At 52.7% G+C, this 22,790-nt stretch carries 22 protein-coding genes; 11 read left to right on the top strand and 11 right to left on the bottom strand.

Annotation, left to right across the window (positions count from 1 at the left end):
• The 6 genes from GOW92_RS23695 to GOW92_RS23670 all read right to left on the bottom strand — a co-directional run.
• Window positions 1–412 (bottom strand): hypothetical protein (locus GOW92_RS23695; protein ID WP_170565974.1); only part of this gene is annotated, 412 nt, incomplete at its 3' end.
• A 65-nt stretch (window positions 413–477) separates the two neighbouring features.
• Window positions 478–2,118, bottom strand: a complete 1,641-nt coding sequence (locus GOW92_RS23690) for a hypothetical protein (RefSeq protein ID WP_254453142.1) — start codon at window positions 2,116–2,118, stop codon at window positions 478–480.
• Window positions 2,118–3,356: a hypothetical protein gene (locus GOW92_RS23685; protein ID WP_170565971.1), complete on the bottom strand. Its 1,239-nt coding sequence runs from the start codon at window positions 3,354–3,356 to the stop codon at window positions 2,118–2,120. The genes GOW92_RS23690 and GOW92_RS23685 overlap by 1 nt, the downstream gene beginning before the upstream one ends.
• Before the next feature lie 3 nt (window positions 3,357–3,359).
• A complete protein-coding gene (locus GOW92_RS23680; protein WP_170565968.1) occupies window positions 3,360–4,853 on the bottom strand; it encodes a secretion protein in 1,494 nt (497 codons plus the stop codon).
• Window positions 4,853–5,518, bottom strand: a complete 666-nt coding sequence (locus tag GOW92_RS23675) for a TcpQ domain-containing protein (RefSeq protein WP_170565965.1) — start codon at window positions 5,516–5,518, stop codon at window positions 4,853–4,855. The genes GOW92_RS23680 and GOW92_RS23675 overlap by 1 nt, the downstream gene beginning before the upstream one ends.
• Before the next feature lie 154 nt (window positions 5,519–5,672).
• Entirely contained in the window at window positions 5,673–6,365 is a 693-nt protein-coding gene (locus GOW92_RS23670; protein ID WP_170565962.1) for a helix-turn-helix domain-containing protein, read from the bottom strand.
• 421 nt (window positions 6,366–6,786) lie between these two features.
• Here GOW92_RS23670 and GOW92_RS23665 point away from each other — a divergent pair, with 421 nt between their 5' ends.
• The 3 genes from GOW92_RS23665 to GOW92_RS23655 all read left to right on the top strand — a co-directional run bounded on the left by GOW92_RS23665 (window position 6,787) and on the right by GOW92_RS23655 (window position 13,051).
• The gene (locus GOW92_RS23665; RefSeq protein ID WP_254453140.1) at window positions 6,787–7,263 is read left to right on the top strand and encodes a hypothetical protein; all 477 of its coding nucleotides are present in this window, start codon (window positions 6,787–6,789) and stop codon (window positions 7,261–7,263) included.
• Between the two features lie 351 nt (window positions 7,264–7,614).
• The gene (repC, locus tag GOW92_RS23660; RefSeq protein WP_170565956.1) at window positions 7,615–8,889 is read left to right on the top strand and encodes a replication initiation protein RepC; all 1,275 of its coding nucleotides are present in this window, start codon (window positions 7,615–7,617) and stop codon (window positions 8,887–8,889) included.
• Between the two features lie 340 nt (window positions 8,890–9,229).
• Window positions 9,230–13,051 carry a hypothetical protein gene (locus GOW92_RS23655; protein ID WP_170565953.1) on the top strand — a complete coding sequence of 1,274 codons (3,822 nt, stop codon included), beginning with the start codon at window positions 9,230–9,232 and terminating at the stop codon, window positions 13,049–13,051.
• 695 nt (window positions 13,052–13,746) lie between these two features.
• Here GOW92_RS23655 and GOW92_RS23650 read toward each other — a convergent pair.
• From GOW92_RS23650 to GOW92_RS23635, 4 genes are all read right to left on the bottom strand, one after another.
• On the bottom strand, window positions 13,747–14,265 hold the full coding sequence (locus tag GOW92_RS23650) for a hypothetical protein (RefSeq protein WP_170565950.1): 519 nt from the start codon (window positions 14,263–14,265) through the stop codon (window positions 13,747–13,749).
• A gap of 928 nt (window positions 14,266–15,193) precedes the next feature.
• Complete coding sequence (locus GOW92_RS23645) at window positions 15,194–15,631, bottom strand: hypothetical protein (protein ID WP_170565947.1); 438 nt, start codon at window positions 15,629–15,631, stop codon at window positions 15,194–15,196.
• A gap of 199 nt (window positions 15,632–15,830) precedes the next feature.
• Window positions 15,831–16,076: a hypothetical protein gene (locus GOW92_RS23640; RefSeq protein ID WP_170565944.1), complete on the bottom strand. Its 246-nt coding sequence runs from the start codon at window positions 16,074–16,076 to the stop codon at window positions 15,831–15,833.
• Window positions 16,077–16,457: 381 nt separating this feature from the next.
• Window positions 16,458–16,598, bottom strand: a complete 141-nt coding sequence (locus tag GOW92_RS23635) for a hypothetical protein (RefSeq protein WP_170565941.1) — start codon at window positions 16,596–16,598, stop codon at window positions 16,458–16,460.
• A 189-nt stretch (window positions 16,599–16,787) separates the two neighbouring features.
• Between GOW92_RS23635 and GOW92_RS23630 the strand changes: the two genes are divergently transcribed.
• Both GOW92_RS23630 and cutA read left to right on the top strand, forming a co-directional pair.
• A complete protein-coding gene (locus GOW92_RS23630; RefSeq protein ID WP_170565938.1) occupies window positions 16,788–17,765 on the top strand; it encodes a restriction endonuclease in 978 nt (325 codons plus the stop codon).
• 884 nt (window positions 17,766–18,649) lie between these two features.
• On the top strand, window positions 18,650–18,967 hold the full coding sequence (gene cutA, locus GOW92_RS23625) for a divalent-cation tolerance protein CutA (RefSeq protein ID WP_170565935.1): 318 nt from the start codon (window positions 18,650–18,652) through the stop codon (window positions 18,965–18,967).
• 99 nt (window positions 18,968–19,066) lie between these two features.
• Here cutA and GOW92_RS23620 read toward each other — a convergent pair whose 3' ends face one another.
• A complete protein-coding gene (locus GOW92_RS23620) occupies window positions 19,067–19,456 on the bottom strand; it encodes a MerR family transcriptional regulator (RefSeq protein ID WP_170565932.1) in 390 nt (129 codons plus the stop codon).
• Window positions 19,457–19,629: 173 nt separating this feature from the next.
• Here GOW92_RS23620 and GOW92_RS23615 point away from each other — a divergent pair, with 173 nt between their 5' ends.
• The 6 genes from GOW92_RS23615 (at window position 19,630) to GOW92_RS23595 (ending at window position 22,643) form a co-directional block, all read left to right on the top strand.
• A complete protein-coding gene (locus GOW92_RS23615; RefSeq protein WP_254453139.1) occupies window positions 19,630–19,878 on the top strand; it encodes a hypothetical protein in 249 nt (82 codons plus the stop codon).
• A 4-nt stretch (window positions 19,879–19,882) separates the two neighbouring features.
• Window positions 19,883–20,101, top strand: a complete 219-nt coding sequence (locus tag GOW92_RS25055) for a GDCCVxC domain-containing (seleno)protein (RefSeq protein ID WP_254453138.1) — start codon at window positions 19,883–19,885, stop codon at window positions 20,099–20,101.
• A 793-nt stretch (window positions 20,102–20,894) separates the two neighbouring features.
• Entirely contained in the window at window positions 20,895–21,452 is a 558-nt protein-coding gene (locus tag GOW92_RS25430) for an ankyrin repeat domain-containing protein (protein WP_368040326.1), read from the top strand.
• Window positions 21,453–21,737: 285 nt separating this feature from the next.
• Window positions 21,738–22,013 carry a replication initiation protein RepC gene (gene repC / locus GOW92_RS23605; protein WP_170565926.1) on the top strand — a complete coding sequence of 92 codons (276 nt, stop codon included), beginning with the start codon at window positions 21,738–21,740 and terminating at the stop codon, window positions 22,011–22,013.
• 52 nt (window positions 22,014–22,065) lie between these two features.
• A complete protein-coding gene (locus GOW92_RS23600; RefSeq protein WP_217356582.1) occupies window positions 22,066–22,317 on the top strand; it encodes an AbrB/MazE/SpoVT family DNA-binding domain-containing protein in 252 nt (83 codons plus the stop codon).
• Entirely contained in the window at window positions 22,314–22,643 is a 330-nt protein-coding gene (locus tag GOW92_RS23595) for a type II toxin-antitoxin system PemK/MazF family toxin (protein ID WP_170565923.1), read from the top strand. The genes GOW92_RS23600 and GOW92_RS23595 overlap by 4 nt, the downstream gene beginning before the upstream one ends.
• Window positions 22,644–22,790: the final 147 nt, after the last annotated feature.

Here is a 22,790-nt window from a genome sequence, read left to right as displayed (position 1 = left end):
CCGTTTCGCCATTATAGCGCAACAGCTGATACCATTTCTTTCCATTGCTATAACTGCCTTCCTTCAGCGGGTAGCGCACGCTATGGCGCTTGGCATCGATCATGCGCCCGGAATAGATACCTTCTTCCCACACACCCGACACACCTTCGAAGTCTGTAAGGCAAGAATGTTCCCGGCCGTCGGCACCGTACCAGACGATCCGGGCATAGCCGCCCTGTTCTCTGCCTTCATCATCCCAAAGCCGGGTCACCCGAGCGGTGTTTGCAAGCAAAGGCCGGACATGTTCAGCATCAACATTCTGGAAAATCTCACCACCTTTATGCGATGGGCGTTTCTTATCCTTGGCCAGCGTTGCACCGGTTGTCAGGATCAGCGCCAGGAGCGCGGTGAAGAGTGTTTTGCAGGTAAACATTCTTATCTCCTTTAGGTTGTGCGACTTTTTTGTAGTGGCTGCTCTTGTTGAACCGGTCAAGAAACTTAACGCCATGACGTGCGTCCCCCGTCGCCGCCATTGCTACTGCCACGCCCATGACCCACGCTGGCGTTGCCATCATCGGCGTCCTGGCCGTCGTAGACGCCGTCGCGGTCGTTATCTTCCTGGCCTTCACGACCGCCACCGCCACTGTTGGACCAACTGCTGTTATTGCGACAGGCGCCGCCCTGCCGCTCGATCTTCCAGGCCGGTTCGCATTTCCCGGACACGTGCCGCCAGTTGCTGTAGGTCGTGGAAATCTGATCTGCGTGTGCCTCGAAATCCCACCCCGCCGTTGTCACGGTTCGCTCGTAATTCTCAAAACCATTGCAGCTGCAGGTTGTTCGCCGTGTCTCTCTCCTCGTGGATGACCGCCACACATGGCAGTTGTTGGACGTCAGCGACCAGGCACCATGGCGCACCACGTTTACTTCGCTGGCCGAAAGTCCGGACTGCCAGCCAGGGCTTGCCCCGCTATAGCGGTAGGTGATCGTGGTGACCGTGCGCCGGTAGGACCTGTTGCCATGGGTCCAGCCAGACCCGCAGGCATGCGTTTGAAGTTCCGTCGTCGTCCTGACGGTCGGTGTGATCGTCGATGTTGTCGTGAGATCGTCGCAGTTCGACAAGGGCGACAGTGTTCCAACCGCCGTGGCTGTATAATTGCCATCCGCATCCGACGGCAGCCAGACCACCCTGGTGACGTCCGTGGGGTCCTGTGCCTCGGTCAGAAAATAGTCATAAACCGCCCTGCCCCGCCCCGGCATGGTGATTGTCCGGGTCGCGCCACGGATCACCGCATCGCAGGCTCTTACATCCCGCTTGCGAATGGTCACCGGGTCCCGGCAGTAATCGGCGGTGACGACCCAGTTGCCGTCCCCTCCGGCGGCCGTGTCGTAATAAGGTGTTCCCTCCTGCACCCATTGCGCGGAGTAATCCGTCCGCAGATAGCGGGTCTGGGTCCGGCCCTGGCCAACCTTTCCATTCGGACAGGCGCGCGTTTGTGTCTCGCGCTTGCGTCTCACATGGGCGACGCCGAATTTCTCCGGTGCATCGCTGATATACGCGACGGCCACACCATCGGGCAGGTTTCCGTAAATGCCATTGATCAGACAGTCGGGAATATCCACCTGTCGGCCGCCGTTGGCCAGTTTAAGGGTCATTTCGGGCGGATCGGCCCGCAACGTGCCGATGCGCCTGCCAGTATATTGTCGGCCCTGCCGCTGCGCTCTCAAAACCGGCGCTTCCGCAATTTGCGTCGCCGAGAAATTGTGCTTGAAATCCGGCGTCCCGAAATAGCTCAGCAGCTTGCCGTCACAATATCGGAACCGCACCGCGTAGCTGTCGAGCGTTGCCCGAACCAGCGTTGGCACTAGTGTTGCGCTGACCGTCTCGCTGGTCTCGATATCCTTCAGGATTGCGGCTGTCCGCGCCTTTTGCTCCGCGGCGCTCAGAGAGGTCTCCCACCCGCGCCAGGTAATGTACCGTTCAACTTCCGCATGGGCGGTGCGCAACACATCTGTGTAGTTGGCCGCGGAGTTCAGCCTCGCATCGCTCAGCCGCATTTTGTCCCAGTCCTGCGCGAAACCAGCGGTCGGGACCATGCTGACGCTTGCAGCAAATGCGGAAGCCAGCACCTGTTGATACATCAGATTGCCTCCTTCCCAAACGCGGCGAGCGGAATGAGGTGCGGCTGTATCGGCACCAGCTCCAGTGTGACTGTTTCGTTTTGGCGCGACAGCCGGTTAATCCGTGTCCCGGGCAAACGCCCTGCTGTGGAGAGCACGTCTTCGAAACTGCCTTGAAGTTCGACGCGGACGCGGGCCTGTGATCCGCCAGGAAGCGTCACCCTCAACCCGGCGCTGCCCAGAAAGACCTCAGCCGCCGCTTTGCGCAGCGCAACCGGATCGGGCGCCATGGGGACCGTGGCTCCCCCCTGCCCTGCCTTGATAACCGGGGCCTGGATGACCTTGGTGGCAAAAAGGCTGCGATTTTCGACGCTCAAAGAGACGTCGGTGTCCTCATGTACAGCCTCCGCCGCCCGCCGCGCGATCTCGCTGTCATAGTTTCCGCGCAACTGGTATTCGCGATAAGCCACAGCCCCGGTGACCGGTTTTCCATTCAATGCCGGGTCCTGCATCCGGGGCGTTGCACAGCCCTCCTGCACAACGTCCCAGCCCGGAGCCCGGGGCCATTCCTCTTCAAACGCTTCCAGGCAGCTTTGCTCAAAGGCCGCGCGATCCGTCACCACCGCAACCATCAGCTCTGCATCCCGTTCCGGTTCGGGCGCGGTGAACCAGTGTCGGCCCCCAATGACCGCGCAGCCCGCCAGGCCCGTCACGACCACGAGCTTTGCAAGAGCACGATATCCGGGCTGTTTGGGTCGCTTGCCTTCCACCCGTACCGGGTCATATCCGTCCGGCGGCTTTCCAATCAAAACTTCTTTGAGGTCGCTGGCCTCTTTCAGATCCTTGAGGTCGGATCTGAAAAGTGCGGCCAGCTCGGGTGTGGTTGCAATGCTGTCAATCCCACCCTGTCCGCATTCGCGGCGCAAATGGTCTAAAAGCTCCTTGCGGTCGGAAAACAGGCTTTCCTCGGAAAGACTTGGCTTCCCGTCCACATTCACGGCCGCGAAATAGAAATCCTGTGTCGGATCGGCAAAGGCAAAGAGCATCGTGCCGCGCGACATCTGATCCGGGAGACCACCCACCAGCAGCGAAAGCAGGCTGGCCGTTCCAATCAAGTCTTTCCCGTCCGGAAGGAGGGCGGACCGGTCCGACCAGCTCGCGGCAATTGGCGCGGCTTTCCAGAACGGGCGGTCAGGCTTGCGATCCCATCGCAGCCCCGCCACGGCCTCCCGCCCGTGATATGAGACAACACGCACCATGCATCACCTCGCCACTGGGATAACTGCCGGGCGCACAAGCACCATCATGCGTATTTTGCCCGTCTCACCGGTTGCACGTCCGCCGAGAGCAAAAAAGGTCGCGCGCCCCGTTCCGGTGTTGGCGCGTGTCGCCTTGTCCTGCTCGTAACCGGACAGGATCAGCGTCTCGCCCGGCGCCAGGATCGAGTCATTCTGGATGGCGCGCTGATCCACCGTGGGGAGTTGCAGGCTCCCCGCTCCGCTGTCGAAGGTTTCCAGCGCCGTGAGATCGTTTTGCAGAATGGTCAACGAGAGTTGGACGCGATTACCGTCCACGAGACGCGGCAAGGCGTGGATGGAAATGCCGGTGTCTATGGTGGCTGTCTCAACGCTTGTGGTTGTGGTTCCGTCTTCGTTCCGCGTTTCGGCGATTTTGCTGACGTAGTTCTGTGACCGGGGCAAAACGATTGGAGCGATTGTACCCGATTGGGCGATGGTCGATGCCAGACGATAATCTACAACGGCACTGTCACTCGCCAGCGCCTGGAAATTGATCGATCCGAAATCGTTTGAAAGGGTCGCCACGCCGTTGCCGGTCAGTGCACCAACGGCGCCGCTGATTGCGCCATGGCTGCCGGACCCTTCCAACCCAAGCGCAAAATTGTCTGTCTTGCTTGTGTCCAGGAAATAAACGGCGACTTCAATGGCGATCCGCGTCGAGTAAATCTCTTCGAAATCCGCAATGACCTCTTCGGCTTTCTTCTGTACCGAAGGCGGCCCAAAGATGATGACCCTTCCCGTAGATCTGGCAATCGTCAAATGTGCTGGCGGCGGAGCTACTGCCGCAAGTTGGGCCTGGAAGTCTGCCCACACATCGTCGTTATTGATATTGCGGCTGAAACTCACGTTGCGCTGGCCACCCGAGCCGCCGTCAGAGCCGGTACCGACTATACCGCCGATCTGCGTCTCCAGGTCCGGAGAACCAACCGGCAGCGAAACGCGGTATCGCCGCGTGATCATGCGGTCGATCGTGATTGCCGTGCCGTCGAAGGACCAGCCCGTGTCCGTGCGGGCTCCGATCTGATCCAGCAAGCCGGACAGCTTGCCCTCATAGTCGATCTGCATGGTTGTGTTGATTGGAAGCCGGATCACCTGATTGTTGGGAAGGCTGTAAACATTCCGCACTTTGACCGGGATATTGGCCTGAAGGTGGATCAGGTTCGCCAGTGTTTCGATGTTCGCGGCGGACCCACCTGTCGAAATCGAGATACTGTCGGGACGCTCCAGTTCCTGCGGCATTGGTTCACCGTTTTGCCGTGTCTGACGGCGCAAAACTGCTTGACCATAGTAAGGCCGGTCCACGTCCTGCAGCAAAGCGCGCTGCGCTTCACTCAGCCGCACACCTTCTTGAGATATGCGCCCGGTCAGTTCGTCAGTAAGGCCATCCGCCTCCCGGATCGCATCACATCCGGCAAAGAGGCTCAGCATCAGAAGTGCGGGTGCTAGGTGAGAGCGCATCACATTGCACCCCCGATGACGATGACGTTGTTGGCGGAAATGTTTACCCAGATCGGACGGCCACTATCTTCAAAACCAGAGATCAGGTCTTCGAGAGCTTGCCGAAAACTGCCCCGGATTGAGATTGGGACCTGCACTTCCCAATCATACGCACCGGAATGGACGACTCTGTAACCTGCCGGTTTGGCCCAACGGGTAATGACGTCCGAGACCAGCTCCCCGGAATGCGCGGTCCAGAGCGGGACGCGCGCGAGCTGGGGGAAGTCCTGCAGCTTCCCGCCAGCTGCCGCGCAGGGAAGCCGCAGTACTTGCCCTGGGCGAATAACGGACTTGCCTGTCAGCCCGTTGATCCTTTCAATCTCTGCCGAGCGAGACACTGCACCCAACTGGCGCTCTGCAATTTCTGAAAGGGTATCTCCGACCACGACTGTATATGGCGGGCACTCAGACGTGGCCGGGGACACTGCCGGGGGAGGCAACGAGGTAGCCTTTCCTTCCACCGGAAATCCTGGAGGCAGCGGCAAGGGATCAATCCGCTCCGCCTGCTCGCTGGGCATTGCGTCGATGACCTGCCCGTTCGTAGGGCCGCCCGAAAGGGTGATGGCGGCGATCACAGCTACGGCTGTGAACTGGGTCAGGGTTTGGCGGGCAGGCAGCGGGGTCATGATCTTCGTCGCACTTCTCTTCAGTCGCCGTATGGCGGTTCAGAACGCAGACATGAGACCCCTCAACATGTCGCGTGTTTTCGATTTGGGGTACGCAACGCAAATGTTAAAAATTGGTACTACTAATTATTAATGATCAATACGCGACGAATAGTCAAGGTGTCTTATTAAGTATAGCTGACAATTCTACGGCAAGAGCTCGACATGCGCCCTGCGCAACGACGACACTCACGTCTCGCGCACTGCTTTCAAGCCTGTACCATTGAGACGTATGCCAGCCGGCTAATTGGGCGGCTCGCGCGACAGAAAGATTTTGTCTTTCTCTTTCTTTTTGAATTCTACGGAACACTTCGCGGATGGAAAAATACACTACACCTGTCGGCGCAGATTTATTGGGATCAAAATCCTTGTCCAACAACCAACTTGGCTGAACCTCTAAGGCCTGAGCAATCTGGAGCAGGTTTCCAAGTTTTGGCAAGCTTGTACAATTCTCAACAGTGGAAAAGTTTTGTTGTATTAAATCAACGCGCTCTGCAGCCTCCTTTCGAGACAGCCCCAAGAATTCGCGCCGCGCCAAAACATTTTTTCCAACAGTTTTCTTTAGAGCTTCGTCTGTGCGGTGGGAGGTTGCCGGGTCGGCAGAACACAATGCTGCAACTTTAGTGTTCAGCGCATTCGCTAAAGCTTCGATTGTGCTGAATCTCGGATTGTTGGCGCCATTCTCCAGGAGGCTGATCGTCATGAGACCGACATCGGCCAATTCAGCCAACTGAGTCTGACTCAACTTTCTCTCTTTACGCAATCGCCGAATTGACCGCCCAATAATCTGCAGCTCAGTATCTGGCACTATGGTCCACCAAAAATGACTATACAAAGTACCGTAAGATACTGAAATTGAGTCACTTTTTAGCCCCCAAGGGCAATTTTTTGACATAAAATCGCCTCATTCTTTGCTAGACTTTAATTGTAAATCGATAAATTCGTTGCTTTGACGCTGCGCCAAGGTTATTCCTTGTCGAAATCAACCAGGGGGCGAGAGGATGCACCCGGCGCAGAACAGAATCCGCAACATCTTTTCTGGTGTCGCACTGGCGGTAACCGGTCTGTTTTCATCTTCCGCTGCCGCCTATCCTATAGATTGTGCTATATTTCTTTGTCTCGCTGGGGGCTGGCCCGCCTCCCCCGAATGCACCGCGGCCAAGGCAGAGTTCATCCGCCGAATCACACCCTTTCCGGTAGAACCGCCCCTTCAGATCTGGCGTTGTCCAATGGGTGTTGCGTCCAAAATCACACCCGGCGAAGCGACCGCCTCCCGCATCTACGACATCCTTGCGGATCGACGGCACCCACTTCAATCCCACCCGAGCGGGCCTGCGTTTGGTCCACCGATCGACACGATGCTGCACCGCATCCAGCAGTACAGCGGGGGTCACGGTGTGGCCAACATCGACATCAGCGGGCCTGATTTTGATTTTGTCCGTTCGATCCGGGTTTTTAACGTAACCGCGCGACAACGGCTGCAGGGAAGCCAGGAAGACTGCGTTCGTCATGCGAATGTACGGATGGGCGTCTATGGCACACAGGGGAACTTCAGCTGGCATGACGTCGGCGTTGGTTCAGTTCCGCGTGCCTTTGTCGGACTCGGCAAATATGGGCAAAACTGCCCAGCAGTCTCGGTTCGAGCCGTCTTTGTTGAATGGCGAGACTATGAACAAAACTACGGCTTTGAGCAGGTGAACTACTGATGCTGACTCACCGGTTGCTCAGGACACCAGACGCAGCCTGCCAGTTTCTCAGTTCAATGCAGCACACAATCTTTTGGTCGTCAGCGCCAGCTGCCCGCCACCTTTAGCGGGTGTGGGGCGATGCCCCAATGAACACGCGCAGTTTGGAATCAGAAGGAGAAAAAGACGCCTTAAAAAGCCGAACCCCCGCAAGGCGGGGCCTCTGCGGGGGTAGGAACAAAATATCGTAGCAGTTATTTTGTATCCCACTCCCAACAGAACTGGCAAGAAAAAAACGCAATTGTGCGAACAGGAATTTTTTGCCTGATCGGGAAGCCCAAAACGCCTTGCTTCACAAATGAGGAGCAGAGCATGAACGCCCAGTTACAGGCGCGATTTCGCGACCCTGAACACTACCCCGTGCTGCCGGATGGCATGCAACGCAGTGATGTGGAGCGCCTGATACGCCGTGTGGGCAAGACACTCGGCATGACCAATGGCCAGATCCACGTCCTGGAGCTGATGATGGCGGAGACCCGACCGTCCGACTGGACGGATCCGCACGTTCAACCCGTATGCCACACCCGCCAGTCCAACATTGCCTATCTTGCCAATCTGGACGAACGATCAGTCAGACGCATTGAGCGGGTCCTTGAAACGACCTTCGGTTTTGTGGAGCGGAACGTGGGCGGGAATTACCAGCGGGGATGCTTCCGCAACCGCGACGGCTCACTGAAGCGATATGGCATCGTCTTCACCCCGCTCATCGAGGCCGTACCACATCTTGTCGCGGTCTCGGAAGCTTTGAGGAACGAGCGCCGCGACCGGCAGGTTCTGAAGCAAAAGATCAGTGCCGTGCGCCGGATGGTCAAGGAAAAGCTGGCTGCCCTGATTGAAGAACACCCCGAACACAAAACCCTTCTGGAGACCGCAGAGCAGCTTCAGTCCTGGCCCAGGCGGTTCTCAGCCGCAACACCGACCGAGGCGATGCATGAGCTGTACAACGAGATGGGTTCTGTTGTGGATAAGCTCGAAGATTTCGAGAAGGAAAACGCACAAGAGTCCGGCAGGGCGGACTCTGATGTCCGGCACGATATACAAGATACAACAGAAGAGAATCTTGTATCCTGTAACACCTGTAACACCTGTGTGGATAAACGGCCTGCCGGCAAGCCGGCAGAACCAACAATTGATGATGCGCCGCCTGACGGCGGCGCAAAGTGCTTAGAAAAACAGGATGAAGCGGATCCGGCAGGGCACAAGACCCAAAATCAGGAAAATCTCCAATGGCTGACACCGGATGTGCTCTGTGGTCTCTGTACCGACGAGATGCAGCTCAGGGTCCTGCTGGCGCAGGGCAAACGCCCCTGCCCTGCCCCGCGGGACTTCGTGATCGCCGCGATCGACAGGCTTGTGCCCCTTGGCATTCATTCCTCGGCCTGGCAGGAGGCCGTAGACCAGATGGGAGACTTTGCAGCCGCCCTATGCGTCCTCATCATCGACAACAATGTCGATCACCCCGATACCCCAATCCAATCCCCCGGCGGGGTCCTGCGCGCCATGACCGCGCGGCATCATGCCGGACAGCTCAGGCTCAACCAGAGCCTCGTCGCCATCAGGAAAAGGAAGAGAAAACGGGTTGAGTAAACCAAGATGGCACCGCCGATCACCCAGATGCGTGGGTTCGAATGAATTTGCAGGTGGCTGCAAAGCTCGGCAAAAAAGGCCCCACAGCGGACTTTTGCTGCGCTTGCAGCACCGAACACTACGAACGGCGGAAATGCGCAGAAACCGGACTTTGCAAAGTTTAACGAACGACCCATGCCCGACATCTAAGTCAAGTCAAAGATGCAGTTAATCAAAGCAGACAACCGCCCATCATGTAGCTCTACCAGAGACGGTGGAGTTTCAGCCATTGGTTGTGTTAGCTACTTCAAAGTTGATGCAGTTGTTTTCCTTGCGTACGAACATTGGGCAACCCCGTGATTTGAAAGAGATTGATTTGGATATTTTCGACCAAGTTCCTGAAGAATTTAAGAAGCTGTTTGGAGAGCAAATGGATTGGGCAAACCTCAACGTAACACTTCAAGACATTGGGCAGAAAAGCAAACCTCTAGTAAGAGACCTAGCCAAGTACGACAGGTCTTTGACTGTGGCACTATTGAGTGGATTGCTTACCGTTCCCAGATACCAGTCCCACAACATAAGGCTTGAGTCTCTGGTTTTGTTGGCTGCAATCCACTGTTCGGGTAGTAAACGCCCACGTATTGGACAGGCCGCACGATGGTTTCGTGAAATCGGCAAATCGCCAAGCGTTCTAGGTGAAGACCCCGCTGAGGATGTATTTGTTTCTCAAGTTACTAATGCTGAAGGGAATTTTCGGCTGATTGAAGGGCTGTGGGAAGCTTCGGGTTTCAATACTCAGCGAATGATTGACGTACTTGACACCATGCCAGACGAAGGAAGCTTTTTTCAGGTCAAAAGGTCCGTTCAAGCTCTACTTTTTGTATCTGAATTGGTCTGTAAAAACTCTGATATTGAACGGTATATAATTGGTTCTGACGAGAAATTTGGAACTCTCGAGAGTAGACACCTTCCTCCCGAAGGAGACCTACGTGATCGAACACTCATACCTATAACTCAACTGGAAGCGGTAGGTGTTTTGCCAACTGATTTGGCTCCGTTCATTTTTCGTCCAGAACAATTCTTTGATCTTACAACGCAGCAGGTCGATGACAACTCATTGATTTCGTGCCCAATCATGGTGTTTGATGAAGAAAATCTACTTGTAGCTATGCCAACGGCTATATCGGTAGCAATACGACGTTACTTGCTCGAATTTATTCATGGAATGGATCAGCTACCAACGCTTGATTTGCGGCTGGCAAACTCATTTTCTGATGCAATCAGCAACACATCACTACTGGGAGGTCCAGTTGGCGCACCTATTTTTTGGCGGGATCATGAACAGGTCAAGTTTGCGACATTCGGTCTGCAATTTGATGAAGGTCATTATGCCTCGTTCCATCTTTTTTTGCCAAAAACCGAGCTAAATCATTCAAAGCGTTTCAAAGATGTAATCAGAGATACTGACGGCAAGATCGCAAAGGTTCTGCAAGAAGAGATTGATAATTCGGTCAACTCTTTCAGGTCCAAAGACGGAGCAAAGGGCGGACTGGTCATCCTCGTTGGATGTGGCTGGGGACCAGGTGTGGCAACCGAAAGTATTACCTTCCAAGAAGAAGGTTGGCATTTTGCCCATTTTCCCGCGTCTGATCTCATAAGGTTAAGTGGATTACCAGAAATCAGCCTGCGGTATCTGTATCAGCTATTGTCCGCAGAAAGCACGCTGATGGATGAAGGTGTAAATCTGTGGAACGTTAATGGGATTGCGAACCTAATTGGTTGGGTTCGATCTAATAATGGGCACTTGGTGCCACATGCATCTTTGGATGGAGATCGCATCAGCCCTCAAAGACCACTTCAGTTGATGCCTCCTATGAACTTACTCAGGGAAGTGAGGGCTGAAGGGGATAAGTTATACGATGAGCACGTTGCAATTGATGTCAAAGGTGACTTGCATACCCTAAAGAAATTTTTTGCCAACTCTTATTGGTACGACGAAACCAAAGAAAAAGTGTACGTCTCGATACGAGCCTTAATGCAGGCAAAGTTTCTGTCTGTCTATCGCGGCGCTCATGACATATGGCTACGTGTGGATTGCCCAAACGCCACGGATCGTGATTTGGGATATCGACTGTGGGAGATGTGTAATGAGTGGCTTGGACGCATGGGATACGCGTTGGACAGCAAGGGGCTGAACCAAAACGGTATAGAAATTACGTTGGCATTTAGGGATGCTGAGACGCCAGAAGACTTAACGCAGAAGGCTAGTCGTGTCGACCTAGAATCCCTGATAGAAGTCACCTTCGACAAAACGAAAAACAAGATAGAAATAACGTTTGGAAGGGGGTTTCTGATTGGTTTCAGGTCATCTGAGAACGTGGCCGAGGCAACCATTGTCAGGACGATATTGGATGCCGTTCTTTCATACTCAAACGATGAAACATCACTGCTCCGATTGGGAGAGCTTTTCGATGAGGTCGTTCCTAACGAACATGCTCGTTGCTTCCATCTGTTTGTGGCCCAAGACTTTGGAGATTTTCTTCGCCATGATCTTCCAAAAGAACTCATAACTATTGAAAAAATCCCAGATGCAGCAACCAAGATCGGCCTTGGTTGGCGGGGTAAAGGTGTTTCTCAGGATGGGAAAGTATCTGGCAAAAGTGAGTGTTGTAGGTTCCTTGCCTCATTGGTCGATGAATTGCTTGGGGACGTTAAAGATGCCTTAGCAAAATTTGAATGTCGCCCTATCGTGCATAGGTTGCTTTACAATACATTGAGGGCTGAGGAAAATTCTGCACAATGGCGGCGCACATCTGCGGCCATTTTGGGGCTGAATGGAAATACACCGAACACAGTAGCAAAATATGTTGAGCACAATTCACAGTGTGTCAGTGCTAGTGTCGCCTGTCGGATATTGATTGAAATGGCGATATGCGTTTGTCCAAAGAGCGGCGATAGAAATATTTCAGACATTGAACTTGAACACCTAATTGCAAAGATTGCTTTGGTAGTGCGCTTGGGTGGTATTTCTGACGCAATACGTTTCAACGCTTTGAAGCCACAGCTAAGAATTTCGCCGCTAGGGGACGTTCTAGTTGAGGACGACTTCGGTAATTTTGTGGTCGAACCGATGCTAGAAAGAGTAGTAGGCGATAACTTTGTCGCGGCATCAGCTAAACAAGCCAAAAACTACGAAGAAGCTGAAATAGTCCCTGAAACTGAAAGCAAGATCGATGCTGAGTTTTGGAAAATTTGGGCTAACGAATTCGGCTTCAATTTGGATGAAGCAAGATACATCATAGAGGCTTTAGAGGACTTTGGTCTTCGCGAAGGGAGCTTGGTCTTGGAGCTTACCGAGGGTGAATTCGTCGATAATGTGGTATCGGATCAAGTCTCGGAAGCCGTAGCAAGGGCATTTTGGACTACCTTCTTGCTGCCATCTCGTGACAATTGGGAAACCATTCCCGAGGGGCATAACATTAAGGATATCTACCCTTGGAAATATGGTCGAAGGCTGTCAATCGTGACCCGCCCAATCTTGGGAATGGACGTAGACGGCTTGGAAAAGGCCGTAGTTGCACCAACTATTTTGCGTCGCGGCTTTGCTTATGTATTTGATGGTGCGTTCAATGGAACTTTGGATCAGGACTTCTTCAATTCTCCAAAAATGCGGAACGATTGGTGGGGAGTCGCAAGCGAAGGTCATACCTTCAACGCGGACGTGGCAAAAAAACTGTCTGATCAAGGATGGCTGGTACGCCAAGAGATCAAGCTGGAAGAAATTTTGAATGCAAAGCTGGACAAAAACTATGGCGATGTGGATGTGCTGGCTTGGAATGACACAGACAACAAAGTGTATCTTATGGAATGCAAGGATTTGTCTGCGGCGCGAAACTATTCCGAAATTGCAGCTCAACTCTCTGATTATCAAGGCGAAGGCAAGAAGGACAAACTTAGGAAGCACCTTGATCGCGTTAGGATTGCGAAAGAAAATATCGCCAAGATCGCTAAATTCTGCGACAAATCAAATCCTGAGGTCATTTCCTGTTTGATCTGTAGCGGTGTGGTGCCAATGCAGTACTCCAAGTCCGAGGCGTTGGAGGATACGTTCGTCGGGTCTGTGGACGATTTCCTTGCTGAGGCAAAACACGTAGGTAATATCGAGATGCACTCTCAGGATTGACCCGAAAAAGCAGTAACTTTGTCAGATCGCCTTCTGCAAACGAGCTATCGGGTTCAATGAAAGTCTGCTTATAAGCAAGTTTTCACTTCGTTCTGCACCCGCAGCGAAATCACATATTCTACCCGATGAGCAAAATGGCGATGTCTGCTTTGGCTGAAAGGACCTGCCGACTGCGCCCGCAGCATCCAGATAATACGGCAATGATCGGTCAGGGCTCAAAAACCACCTGTTTGAACCCGCGCAGCGAATGACTGGAGCGAGCCCAAACCTACTGGTTTTACACAAAGCTCAAATGTCTGCTGTTGAGCATTTTCCGGGATGGTGTTCTGTATGTGCGGAACAATGCTTTCAGATTTGAGCCCAAAATATGCAATGGATACTTCAGGATTTTGAAGACACTCGGAAATTGGCTGTGGCACTTGATCGGCTAGATATTCCGTACACTTGGCACAAAGTCGTTCCCTTCATCGGTGAACTCACACCAAATCCAATCATCAAAGATCCGAACGACGTGGTGATGTTCGGTTCTTATACGCTATGGCGATAATGTCGCAGCCTCGGCGCGATCCTCCTCATGGACGTAAACTGCGCCACCACATTTCGGGCATGGGCGGTCCATGTTCTTTAGCGCCCGACGGGTCGTCCAGCCGCAAGAACTGCATCGGCCTTTAAAACTCAAACCGCTGTCCTCCTTATTAATGACTTTCTTCCGAATTCTCCAACTGCCACCATGCCCGTCGATATGGCTCCAACCACCCAGTTGGGTATGGGTTCGGTTTAGGACCAAACGCAGATGCATAGTCTGGTGTGAAACGGCGCATTGGACCGTCTTTTCGCTTGCGACCGCCCTTCCCAGGATTGTCTAGCCAAGCGGCATGAGCTGCGGATATCACTTCCGCGACTTTGGCACTCGGAACTAAGTACACCTCTGTGGAATCTGTTGGCGAGCAACCGAAGTCAACGAACGCGTAGAACAAACGCTCTTCGATAATCTTCTCGTGCTTGGCGCTCATGTGCCAACCACCGTCCCTACCCGAATTCTGTCTGGTTTTCACTTGAATAGCGCAGAAATTCCTGCCGTCGGTATCTGCAACCACAACATCCATGTTTGGGGCGCCCTGGGGCGCTAGCGTGGCGATATAACCCCTGCGAAGCAATTCAGACAGAACATAGTGCTCGCCGGCCGCGCCAGTCAGTGCGGTCTTGGAAATCATACTTGCTCCCATTTGTTGACTATAGGTTCATGGGCCCACAGCCCTATATTTCACTTGGCAACTGCAGGTAAGTCCCAAACAATGCATAGAATTGGTCTTCGCCCCCCATCAAAAACAATTGCTTGGTTATACTGCTGTACTCGTCGGTGAACTTTTCCCTCATTTCCTGCTACTCTTCTGACAGACTTAATTGCAAATTCACGCGTTCGTTTACGCCCTTGTATTTGCTGTCAATAAAATGGAGCTGACATTCGAGCCCGAACAACTGGTCAATAAACTTCCTGACATCATCGCCAAAAATGTAGTCAGCTGCGATTGTTGCCCTATACATAACAAGAGCCTCATCGTAGTCGTTTTTACCCCTAAATACCTGTTGTTTGAAGTAGTTCTTTAGCTCAAAAAAACACTCAACCTTTTCTCGTAGAGCGCAAATTTGATGTCTGCGTTCGCCACTAATTTTGAGTGCCTAAGCTGGCGATACTGCCAGACAAACAACAATACCGTAAAAATCGCGATTACGACGGTAGACATAGTGACCACATCAACTCCGGTAACCTCAAATCGGGATGACGTGCCGCCAAGATCAGACAACCAAGTGAACCATCCGTCAAAATACTTGGTAACGGCTGAAAGCGCTCTGAAAAACTCCACTAAATATTCCTCTATTCTCTGCCTGTGGAAATGCCGACCCGGTGATCTGGCTTATCTCGTTGCTCTGTCCCGACATACTTAATCACTAGATCACGTACCCATGACGTTTTCATTTCGTGATCATCGGGCAAACCCAGAATTTTCTTAGCCAATTCGACAATCTCTGAAGGCTTGCGTTTAGGCTTCTCATGTCACAGTCGAATGATCGCGTCCGCCTGTTCTTCGGTGTAAGTGGCGACCGTTCGCGGCCTGCCGGTTAACTGCACAGCCTCAGTTTCTACCCCACGCGCCTTGATCCTTCGAAACTCGCCAAAGTGTCGCTCCTTATTGTGAACTCTTCAGCCGAGCGTTGAGCTGTCTGATCTGAGGACAAGATATCTGCCAATGCGTCTGACACGGCAGACGGATCAATCTCGCATTGTTCGTCAAGATTGAGCGACCCGGCAATGAATGCCCGGTCCCAATCATCGGCCTTAGTGAGTTGGCCGTCGGCATATCCGATGTCGTATTCACCCGCTGTCGCAGCTTGCGCTCGTGGCTGTGTGCGCATGAAAAACAAAACCATCGCCCCAACAAAGAAGATGGTGCTAGTGATTTGAACTGTGTCGCCAGCAGGTGCAGCACGATCGAGCAATAGCCCGCTCCATTCTGGAAACAGACTCTGGGCAACTCCCAAAGCGAGCAAAACCCATGCGCCAAATGCCTTCTTTTCCACGCTCCGTTCCTTACTGTGAACCCTTCAGGAATTCTTCCGGCAATACGAGACGCTCGATTGATCGACCACAATCAGGGCAACGCATGTCTACCTCAATGCGACCCTGACAGCGAATGTCACTCTCGCCCTTTTGTTTCAGGCGGGGCACAACTTGCCCGCAATTTGAACAGTGGAATTCGATTGCCATAACGCCCGCTCCTTATTGTGAACCCAATACTAACGCGTCCACCCAAATTCCGACGGCTGCGACAACTACAGAAACAGCAACAGCGATAGCCGATCCCATCGTCCAACGGGCGGCGCTGATTTGAGCCAGGGACGTCTCACGCGCGATCTGCAACTCCCGACGTCGAAACTCGAACTCAATCCAATGGGCCATCTGTGACCCAGGTTGAGACGCATCTGCTGCCAACTGCTCGTCTGTACGATCCTGTAAATCTGGCACCTGTTACTCCTGTTATGCGAGTTGAATTAGTCTGTGGGCGACTGGAAGAATTTGAAGGATCGTCCCCAGAGCTATCAGCGCCAGCCCCCTCTTCGCCCAACGTGAGGCTGCTAGGAGGTTTCGAACCATCGGTAGTTTCAATTGATCATCTAAACTAGAGCCACTCATCCGAGACACACCTATCCTGGCTGCATCCTCTGGTTTCAATATGACCGCTCAAGCAGTTATTCCTGCCCCCAGTAATGTGACCAAAAGCCCAATCAGTGTTAACCAATCTGACAAAATACCAATCCCTAATCGTTGCTGCTAAAAAATGCCGTTCCAGTGGCTCGGCTTGTCCCTCTGACTTGTACCGACATGTTTTATCTCTAGATCACGGACTCATGACGTTTTCATTTCATGATCATCGGGCAAGCCCAGGATTTCCTTGGCCAACTCGAATAACTCAGACGGCTTGCGTTTCGGCTTTTCGTGCCACAGCAGAATGATCGCGTCCACCTGTTCTTCGGTACAAGTGGCCACCGTGCGCGGGCTTTTTATGGAGTAAATGCCGAAGAGTGGAGGGCACAAAGTACGCTTGGACTACAAACTAACTCAGATTGAAAAGCAATATTTGTTAGGAAGCGAACTACTGCTACTCTTTCAAACTCGATCAATTTAAGGTAGATCGCTGCATTAAAACATCTACTTTTAAGAACAACTGAGCTAAAGATGCTTGATGCTGTAGAATTTGAAAAACGAATTGGTAGAATTTACTCACTTCTGAACAGGGATGCCGCAGTAACGTGGAACAAAACTATACCTGATCCAGATTATCCTGATCAGAACCGCCAGATCGACATTGAGGTTGAACGACCGGACGGGCTTGTTGTTCACATTGAATGCCGACACAGAAGCCGCCCCCAAGATGTTCAATGGATAGAAGCCCTAATAGGTAGGAGAGAAAGCCTGAAAGCTGACGCGATTGTCGGTGTGTCTTCGAGTGGATTTACAAAGCCGGCGTTAGCAAAGGCCAAAAGGTTTGGCGTGTTTCTTAGAAACTTGAACGATATTTCTGATCGCGAAGTACAAGGTTGGGGCAGAAGGACCAAGCTGTCGTTACACTTTGCGAGAATAATTGAAACCGCGTTAGCGTTTATCGTACCGCGCTCGATGGAAGGTAGCATTGACCCGGTTGATATCTTAAACGCGCTTGATGAAAGAGGGATTCTGGATGATTTGGTTCGCGGTCACGTTCTAAAGGCATATGCAAGAAAAAATCTGGATACTCCGCATTTATTAGAAGCGAAGGCGACTATCGACGCCAACGACAAAGTTTTGGCCGAGCTCGGATTACATGAACTTTTGGTGCTTTCGAGACTAAAGGTCGAGTATTTCTCGAAAAAAGCAGAAGCAGTTGGCTTTTTTGAGTTCACTGAACCATCTCAATCTCAATCCGAAGCTTTAGTTGAGGACTTTTCTCCGCATGGGACGGAAGTTACGAGTTCAGGAGACTGTTTCGCAACACATCTGGATTTGTCGAAGATTGAGTGCCCTGATGGCTGTGTACATATTCCTGATTTTATCTTTGATATGTCTGCTCCCATGAGAATGGATAATGTCACTATTTCTGGTCCCTCTGGACCAACTATCACCAAACTCCAGAACATTTCTGTGCGCCTTGGCTTCAAGGCAAATGACAATACTTGATTATTCCGGAGTTCACCGTGATGAGGTAATTCCCGTAAAAGCAAAAAGAAACTTAACCGAGCCACCTACAAAGACTGCTGACCGCATCTCCCGTGGATCAACTTAGAATTTCCATTTTCTCGAAACGCAGGGTATTGAAAGTACTCGACGGTGTAGGAACGCCCCTAAGTCAAATGAACGAACGCTGTTTGACTTTCCTTACAATGAGGGCGGACCCGTCGTTGGCGCGACCTCATCGTTTTGGCGAACCCCAAGCAATGGCGAGCCTGCCGCAGGACCCTCAAATCAGGCAGGTTTTGATTTCCCGGTTTGAGATAATCAGTTCCTTCGCATCTGTCGCCTCGGACTTTGAGACCGTGTATTTCAAACTGACCGGCTCCAAATGGAACGCCGCGAAGCACTGCCGCATTTCAGGAACATCATTGATAGACAGAACGAACGCGCCCTTGATGCCCGACAGGGCGTCGGCCAGGTGGCAATAGAATAGCGCGCGGCGTGAACGGCCGCTCTAGCGAAACCTGCTGTGGCCGCAAAATAGCAGTGCTGCACTAGCTCGGATTCAGCGTGAGATTTTGTGCTGCGTCATTCGACGCGCACAAAGAGCGGATCATCAAATGTGTCACGCAAGCGGCCCAAAGCCATGCGTCACGACGTTCTCGCTTCAGAGTTCACGTGTGGTCTCGACCGCAATCGCGGGTACGAGATGATTTGATGAACTTGAAGGAGCCTTGGCCGCAAAGATCTGCAATACCAATCGCGACTTCGGCCGCGAACCGCTGCAGAAACGGCATGACCAGGTGGCGATACGTTGTAGGAGTAACAATGGCGTCGGAATGGTCCCGTGTTAGACTAAGAACTCAGGCTTAGCGTTTGTGAGATTTCAGATGATAGTCAAAATTTGGGTCAACTGCCCATCCGAGAAAGTCGCTGACCAGATCGCGGACAGGCTTCTTGAAGAGCGTTTGGTTTCCTCATCGAACCGCTACACTGCAACTAGCAGTAAATACCTCTGGAAGGGAAAAATCGTAACCGCGCGGGAGGTCCCACTTCTGCTGAAGACCCGAAAAGAGCTTTTTGGCGTAGTCGTTGAAGCGATCCGCAGGATGCACCCTTATGAGACGCCCAGTATTCTCTCGATTGATGTTGACCAAGCCAACGGCGAATATCTTGAGTGGATGATTGATTGCACGCGCGAGATCTAACCAAAGCTCAAAATAACGGCCTATAACCGCTGTATCTTTGGGCTCACTACCGACTTTCTCTGCGGCGAGCTCGGACAAGCAGATGAGCCCAAAGTTTCACTAGTCGGTACGCAGTTTTGAGAGCATGGGGCAAGAGACATTCCCGCTGTCGCAATTGGCTGTAAGTTCGACCAACGCCGCTTCCAAGCGCCTAAGTTCGTCTATCTTTGTACGCACATTGAAGACGTGGAGCTCGGCAAGTTGCTTTACGGATTGGCAATCCTCAACGTCACCTTCGGACAGGTCGAGTAGCGTCTTCGCGTCCGTGAGCGAAAAGCCTAAGTCACGGCACTTCTTTAGGAAGCGAAGCCTTCCAATATCCCGCGTGAAGTACATGCGGCGATTATTTGATGCCCGTTCCGGCTTTGGCACGATCCCTTCGCGTTCGTAGTAGCGGATAGTTTCAATGCCGACACCGCTTTGCCGGGATGCTTCCCCAATCGCATACATGTGAGTATTCCTGCCTTGATCCTGTAGTGACTACAGAAGTTATACGAGATGGTGTCGCTTGGACAGTTCCGCACAAAAAAGGGTCGTCAGAAACGAAAATGCAGAAGTATCTCAGCCTTAGTTACATCGGGTCGTTGTCAGCACTAGGAGTCGCGACTTGCTGTGTATTGCCTATGACGATGATGTTGCTGGGACTGGGCGGCAGTTGGATTGCAATCTTTGGGCAAATAGCAGCGGCAAGCTACTACGTACTGGCAGTGTCAACCGCGCTCGTCGTGGTATCTTGGCTGGTGTCTTATCAACGCGGTTCATTGCCGAAATTAAAGTGGTGGCTTTGGGGAACGACCGCGATGACTGGTTTAGCTTGGTTCGTCTTGTTCAATGAGGCTCGGATCAACGACTTCCTGATTACGCAGATGTGAGAAAATGACGGACCAAACCGTAGTGCTTGAAAGCACACTGACTTGCCCAAAGTGTGGGCACAGCGAAACCGAAGAAATGCCGACGGACGCCTGCCAGTGGTTCTATGAGTGCACGTCGTGCCACGCGGTGTTGAAACCGTTGGAAGGGGATTGTTGTGTCTACTGCTCCTATGCCACGGTGCCTTGTCCGCCGATCCAGAATGGCGACAGTTGTTGCGGATGACAAAGTCTGCTTTGTCCGCAAAGCCATCGTTGAACACGTCAGACGAGTTTACGAAACCTGCCGAAACCATCAAATGATCGCTCTGAGCCCATTGAGGACGAGCTCAAACGCCGCCACACTACGGAAATGGCCAAGGGCGACGAAAAATCTAGACGAATGGCTTTGCGCCGTGAAAGCGGTACGAGGAAATTGCCAGATACGTCTATACTCAAATCACGTGGTCCTGAGTATTTGGTGGCAAACGCATGCTTTGCTTGCCGAAAATCGTGAAAAATGAACCCCGCAATAGAAAGCCGAACTTGTCCTGAGTGCGTTGGAATTGTTGCTGAGATGGGTCGATCATTCAAAGCCCCCAAGAAAGCAGACCATGAGCAATGGGCAAAAGTTGAGAAACTATGGTTGGCTGGATTTCGCTTCTTTAGCTTCCGCAGCTACCCAGACGCTGAGCCGTTTCCAGAGCGGTTGCGGGACGTGGATGAGTTCATTTCACGTAACGCGGATCATCCATTCAGAGTGGTAAAGTAGCTGACCCCGTATCCACAGCAGCTTTGTCCGCTCACCTGTCTTTGCCACCTGACGATGGACGTCCGGAATCTGCGGTTCGCGACTTGCTGCACTCGCGATAGACCGAAACGTGATCAAAGGCGGCTTTGGGCTCATTCGACCAACTCGGGCCTGTCGCAGAGAAAGTCCGTTCAGAGCCCATAGCTACGGATGCTGCGCTTCTGCTGAAGGTCTGCTATTGCTTAAGTGGAAGTTGGCGTTTCTGAACAAATCGAGCGGATCCAAGAGTGTGGCTAGAAATGACTGGATCGATCACGGGTACAAGTTGTCAGAGAATCCTGCCTATAAAGAGCTATGTGAAATTCAGGAATGGCTCGCTAATGGCGACCTAGATCAACTTGAATTCGCTACGCAGTTAGTGGACAGTTTCCCGTGCGAGAATGATGGGTGCTTCGGCTCTCCTTGGATCGTGCATGCCGTCGAATGTGGTTGCTTGAAGTCAGTTAACTGGATGATCGAACAAGGGGTTAACTTGCAACCTTGTACGGCTGACGGGTATCCTCCGGTGCTTGCCTGTATTGAACATGACGGCAAGGAAAAGTATCAAATGCTCGAAGCATTGATCGCAGCTGGCGTTGACATCAATCAGCGAGGTATCAATGGTTGGACCCCTTTACACATGGCTGCGATTAGAGAAGATGAAAGATCGATGCATATGCTGCTCACGGCAGGCGCAGATCGTTCGGTCACGACCCTGATCGATGACGACACAACCGCAGAGGAAGAAGCTCGCAATCTGGGCCGTCTAAAGTCCGCCGAATTTATTGCTAATTTCCGGCCGAGCTGACAGCGGCCATTAGTGTGCTCGCCTTGTTTGACGGCTTCGTACCGCATCTCGGAATTTGCGGACCTTTTTGACGAAGGCCCGCTTCGGGCTGGGACCTGCCGAATGCGCCCGCAGCGCACAGTTGGAGCGGCAAGGGCAACTCAGGGCTCAAACTGCTTTCCTTGGCGCGACAACTGCATTGAGATGCTCTCGGGCGCACAGTCGAATGGGTTCAGTGCGAATTTAGGCTGATCTAGCGCTCTACCACCCGTTCCACTTCACTTTCAGTTTTTACATCTGGACTTCGTGAATGCCTCGATCGACCGGTTGCAGCCGCTCGGCATTCGATATTCGGCCTATCAGGACGCCGTGACCGAAATGGGTGACGCTAAGGCCGCGCTCTACATCCTCATCATCGATCGAAACAGGTTCCACCCGGAAACACCCATCCGATCCCCCGGTGGCGTCCGCGTCGAGATGACCAGACGCCACGCAAACGGTGAGCTGCGTCTCAACGCCAGCCTCATCGCGCTTCGGAGTAGGAGCTCGAAAGACCCCGAGCATGGAAATCACAGGCAGTAATGTTGAAAATCTACATTATCGATGATATCTTTTCCATATTATGGAGGAGGCAATGACCGTACGTGCAATGCATTCGAAAATCGGACTCTGGGGCGGCTCTTGCGCGGTGCGCCTACCCAAGATGGCCGTAGAAAGCCTCGGTTTGAAGGAAGGCGAAGAAGTCAGCTTGCAGCTTGATGACGGTGCGCTTGTCATCCGGCCTGCAAGGCGACGCTATGCGTTGGACCAACTCGTCGAGCAGGCCAGGGCGATGACCCCGCCGCCTGCGCTGGATGATGCGCCTTCTGGCGATGAGGCCCTATGACGCCAGATCGCGGTCGAATTGTTTGGGTGAACTTTAATCCGCAGAAAGGCCATGAACAAGCAGGACGGCGACCAGCGCTTGTTATTTCACCAGCCGCTTACAACGGCGTGTCCAACTGCATCCTGGTTTGCCCGATCACGTCCAATACCACCCCATGGCCATGGAAAGTGATGCTACCGGATAGCTGCGACATCACTGGGGCCGTGCTGGTTGATCAGGTCAAATCCATCGACGCAGAAGCGCGCAAAGTCGAAACCACGGGCCAAGTAGTTGATCAAGCGATCGTGGACGACGTGCTTGCCAGACTGGCGACACTGACCGGATAGGGGCCGAGCCCGGCTCCGTGCAGATAAGGTCTTAGAAGGCAAAGTCGGAGCGACTAGGTGGGGTAGATTCCGGTACGGGGCAGGATAGTATCACAAGCCTTGGCAATTCTGTGTCGCGGAAAATGTCGGCAGTGATGCAGGTTTCTC

This window comes from Ruegeria atlantica (genome assembly GCF_013032505.1).
GTDB classification, from domain to species: domain Bacteria; phylum Pseudomonadota; class Alphaproteobacteria; order Rhodobacterales; family Rhodobacteraceae; genus Ruegeria; species Ruegeria atlantica_F.
Note: the sequence above shows the minus strand (reverse complement) of the source record. Positions and strands in the feature narration are given on the sequence as shown.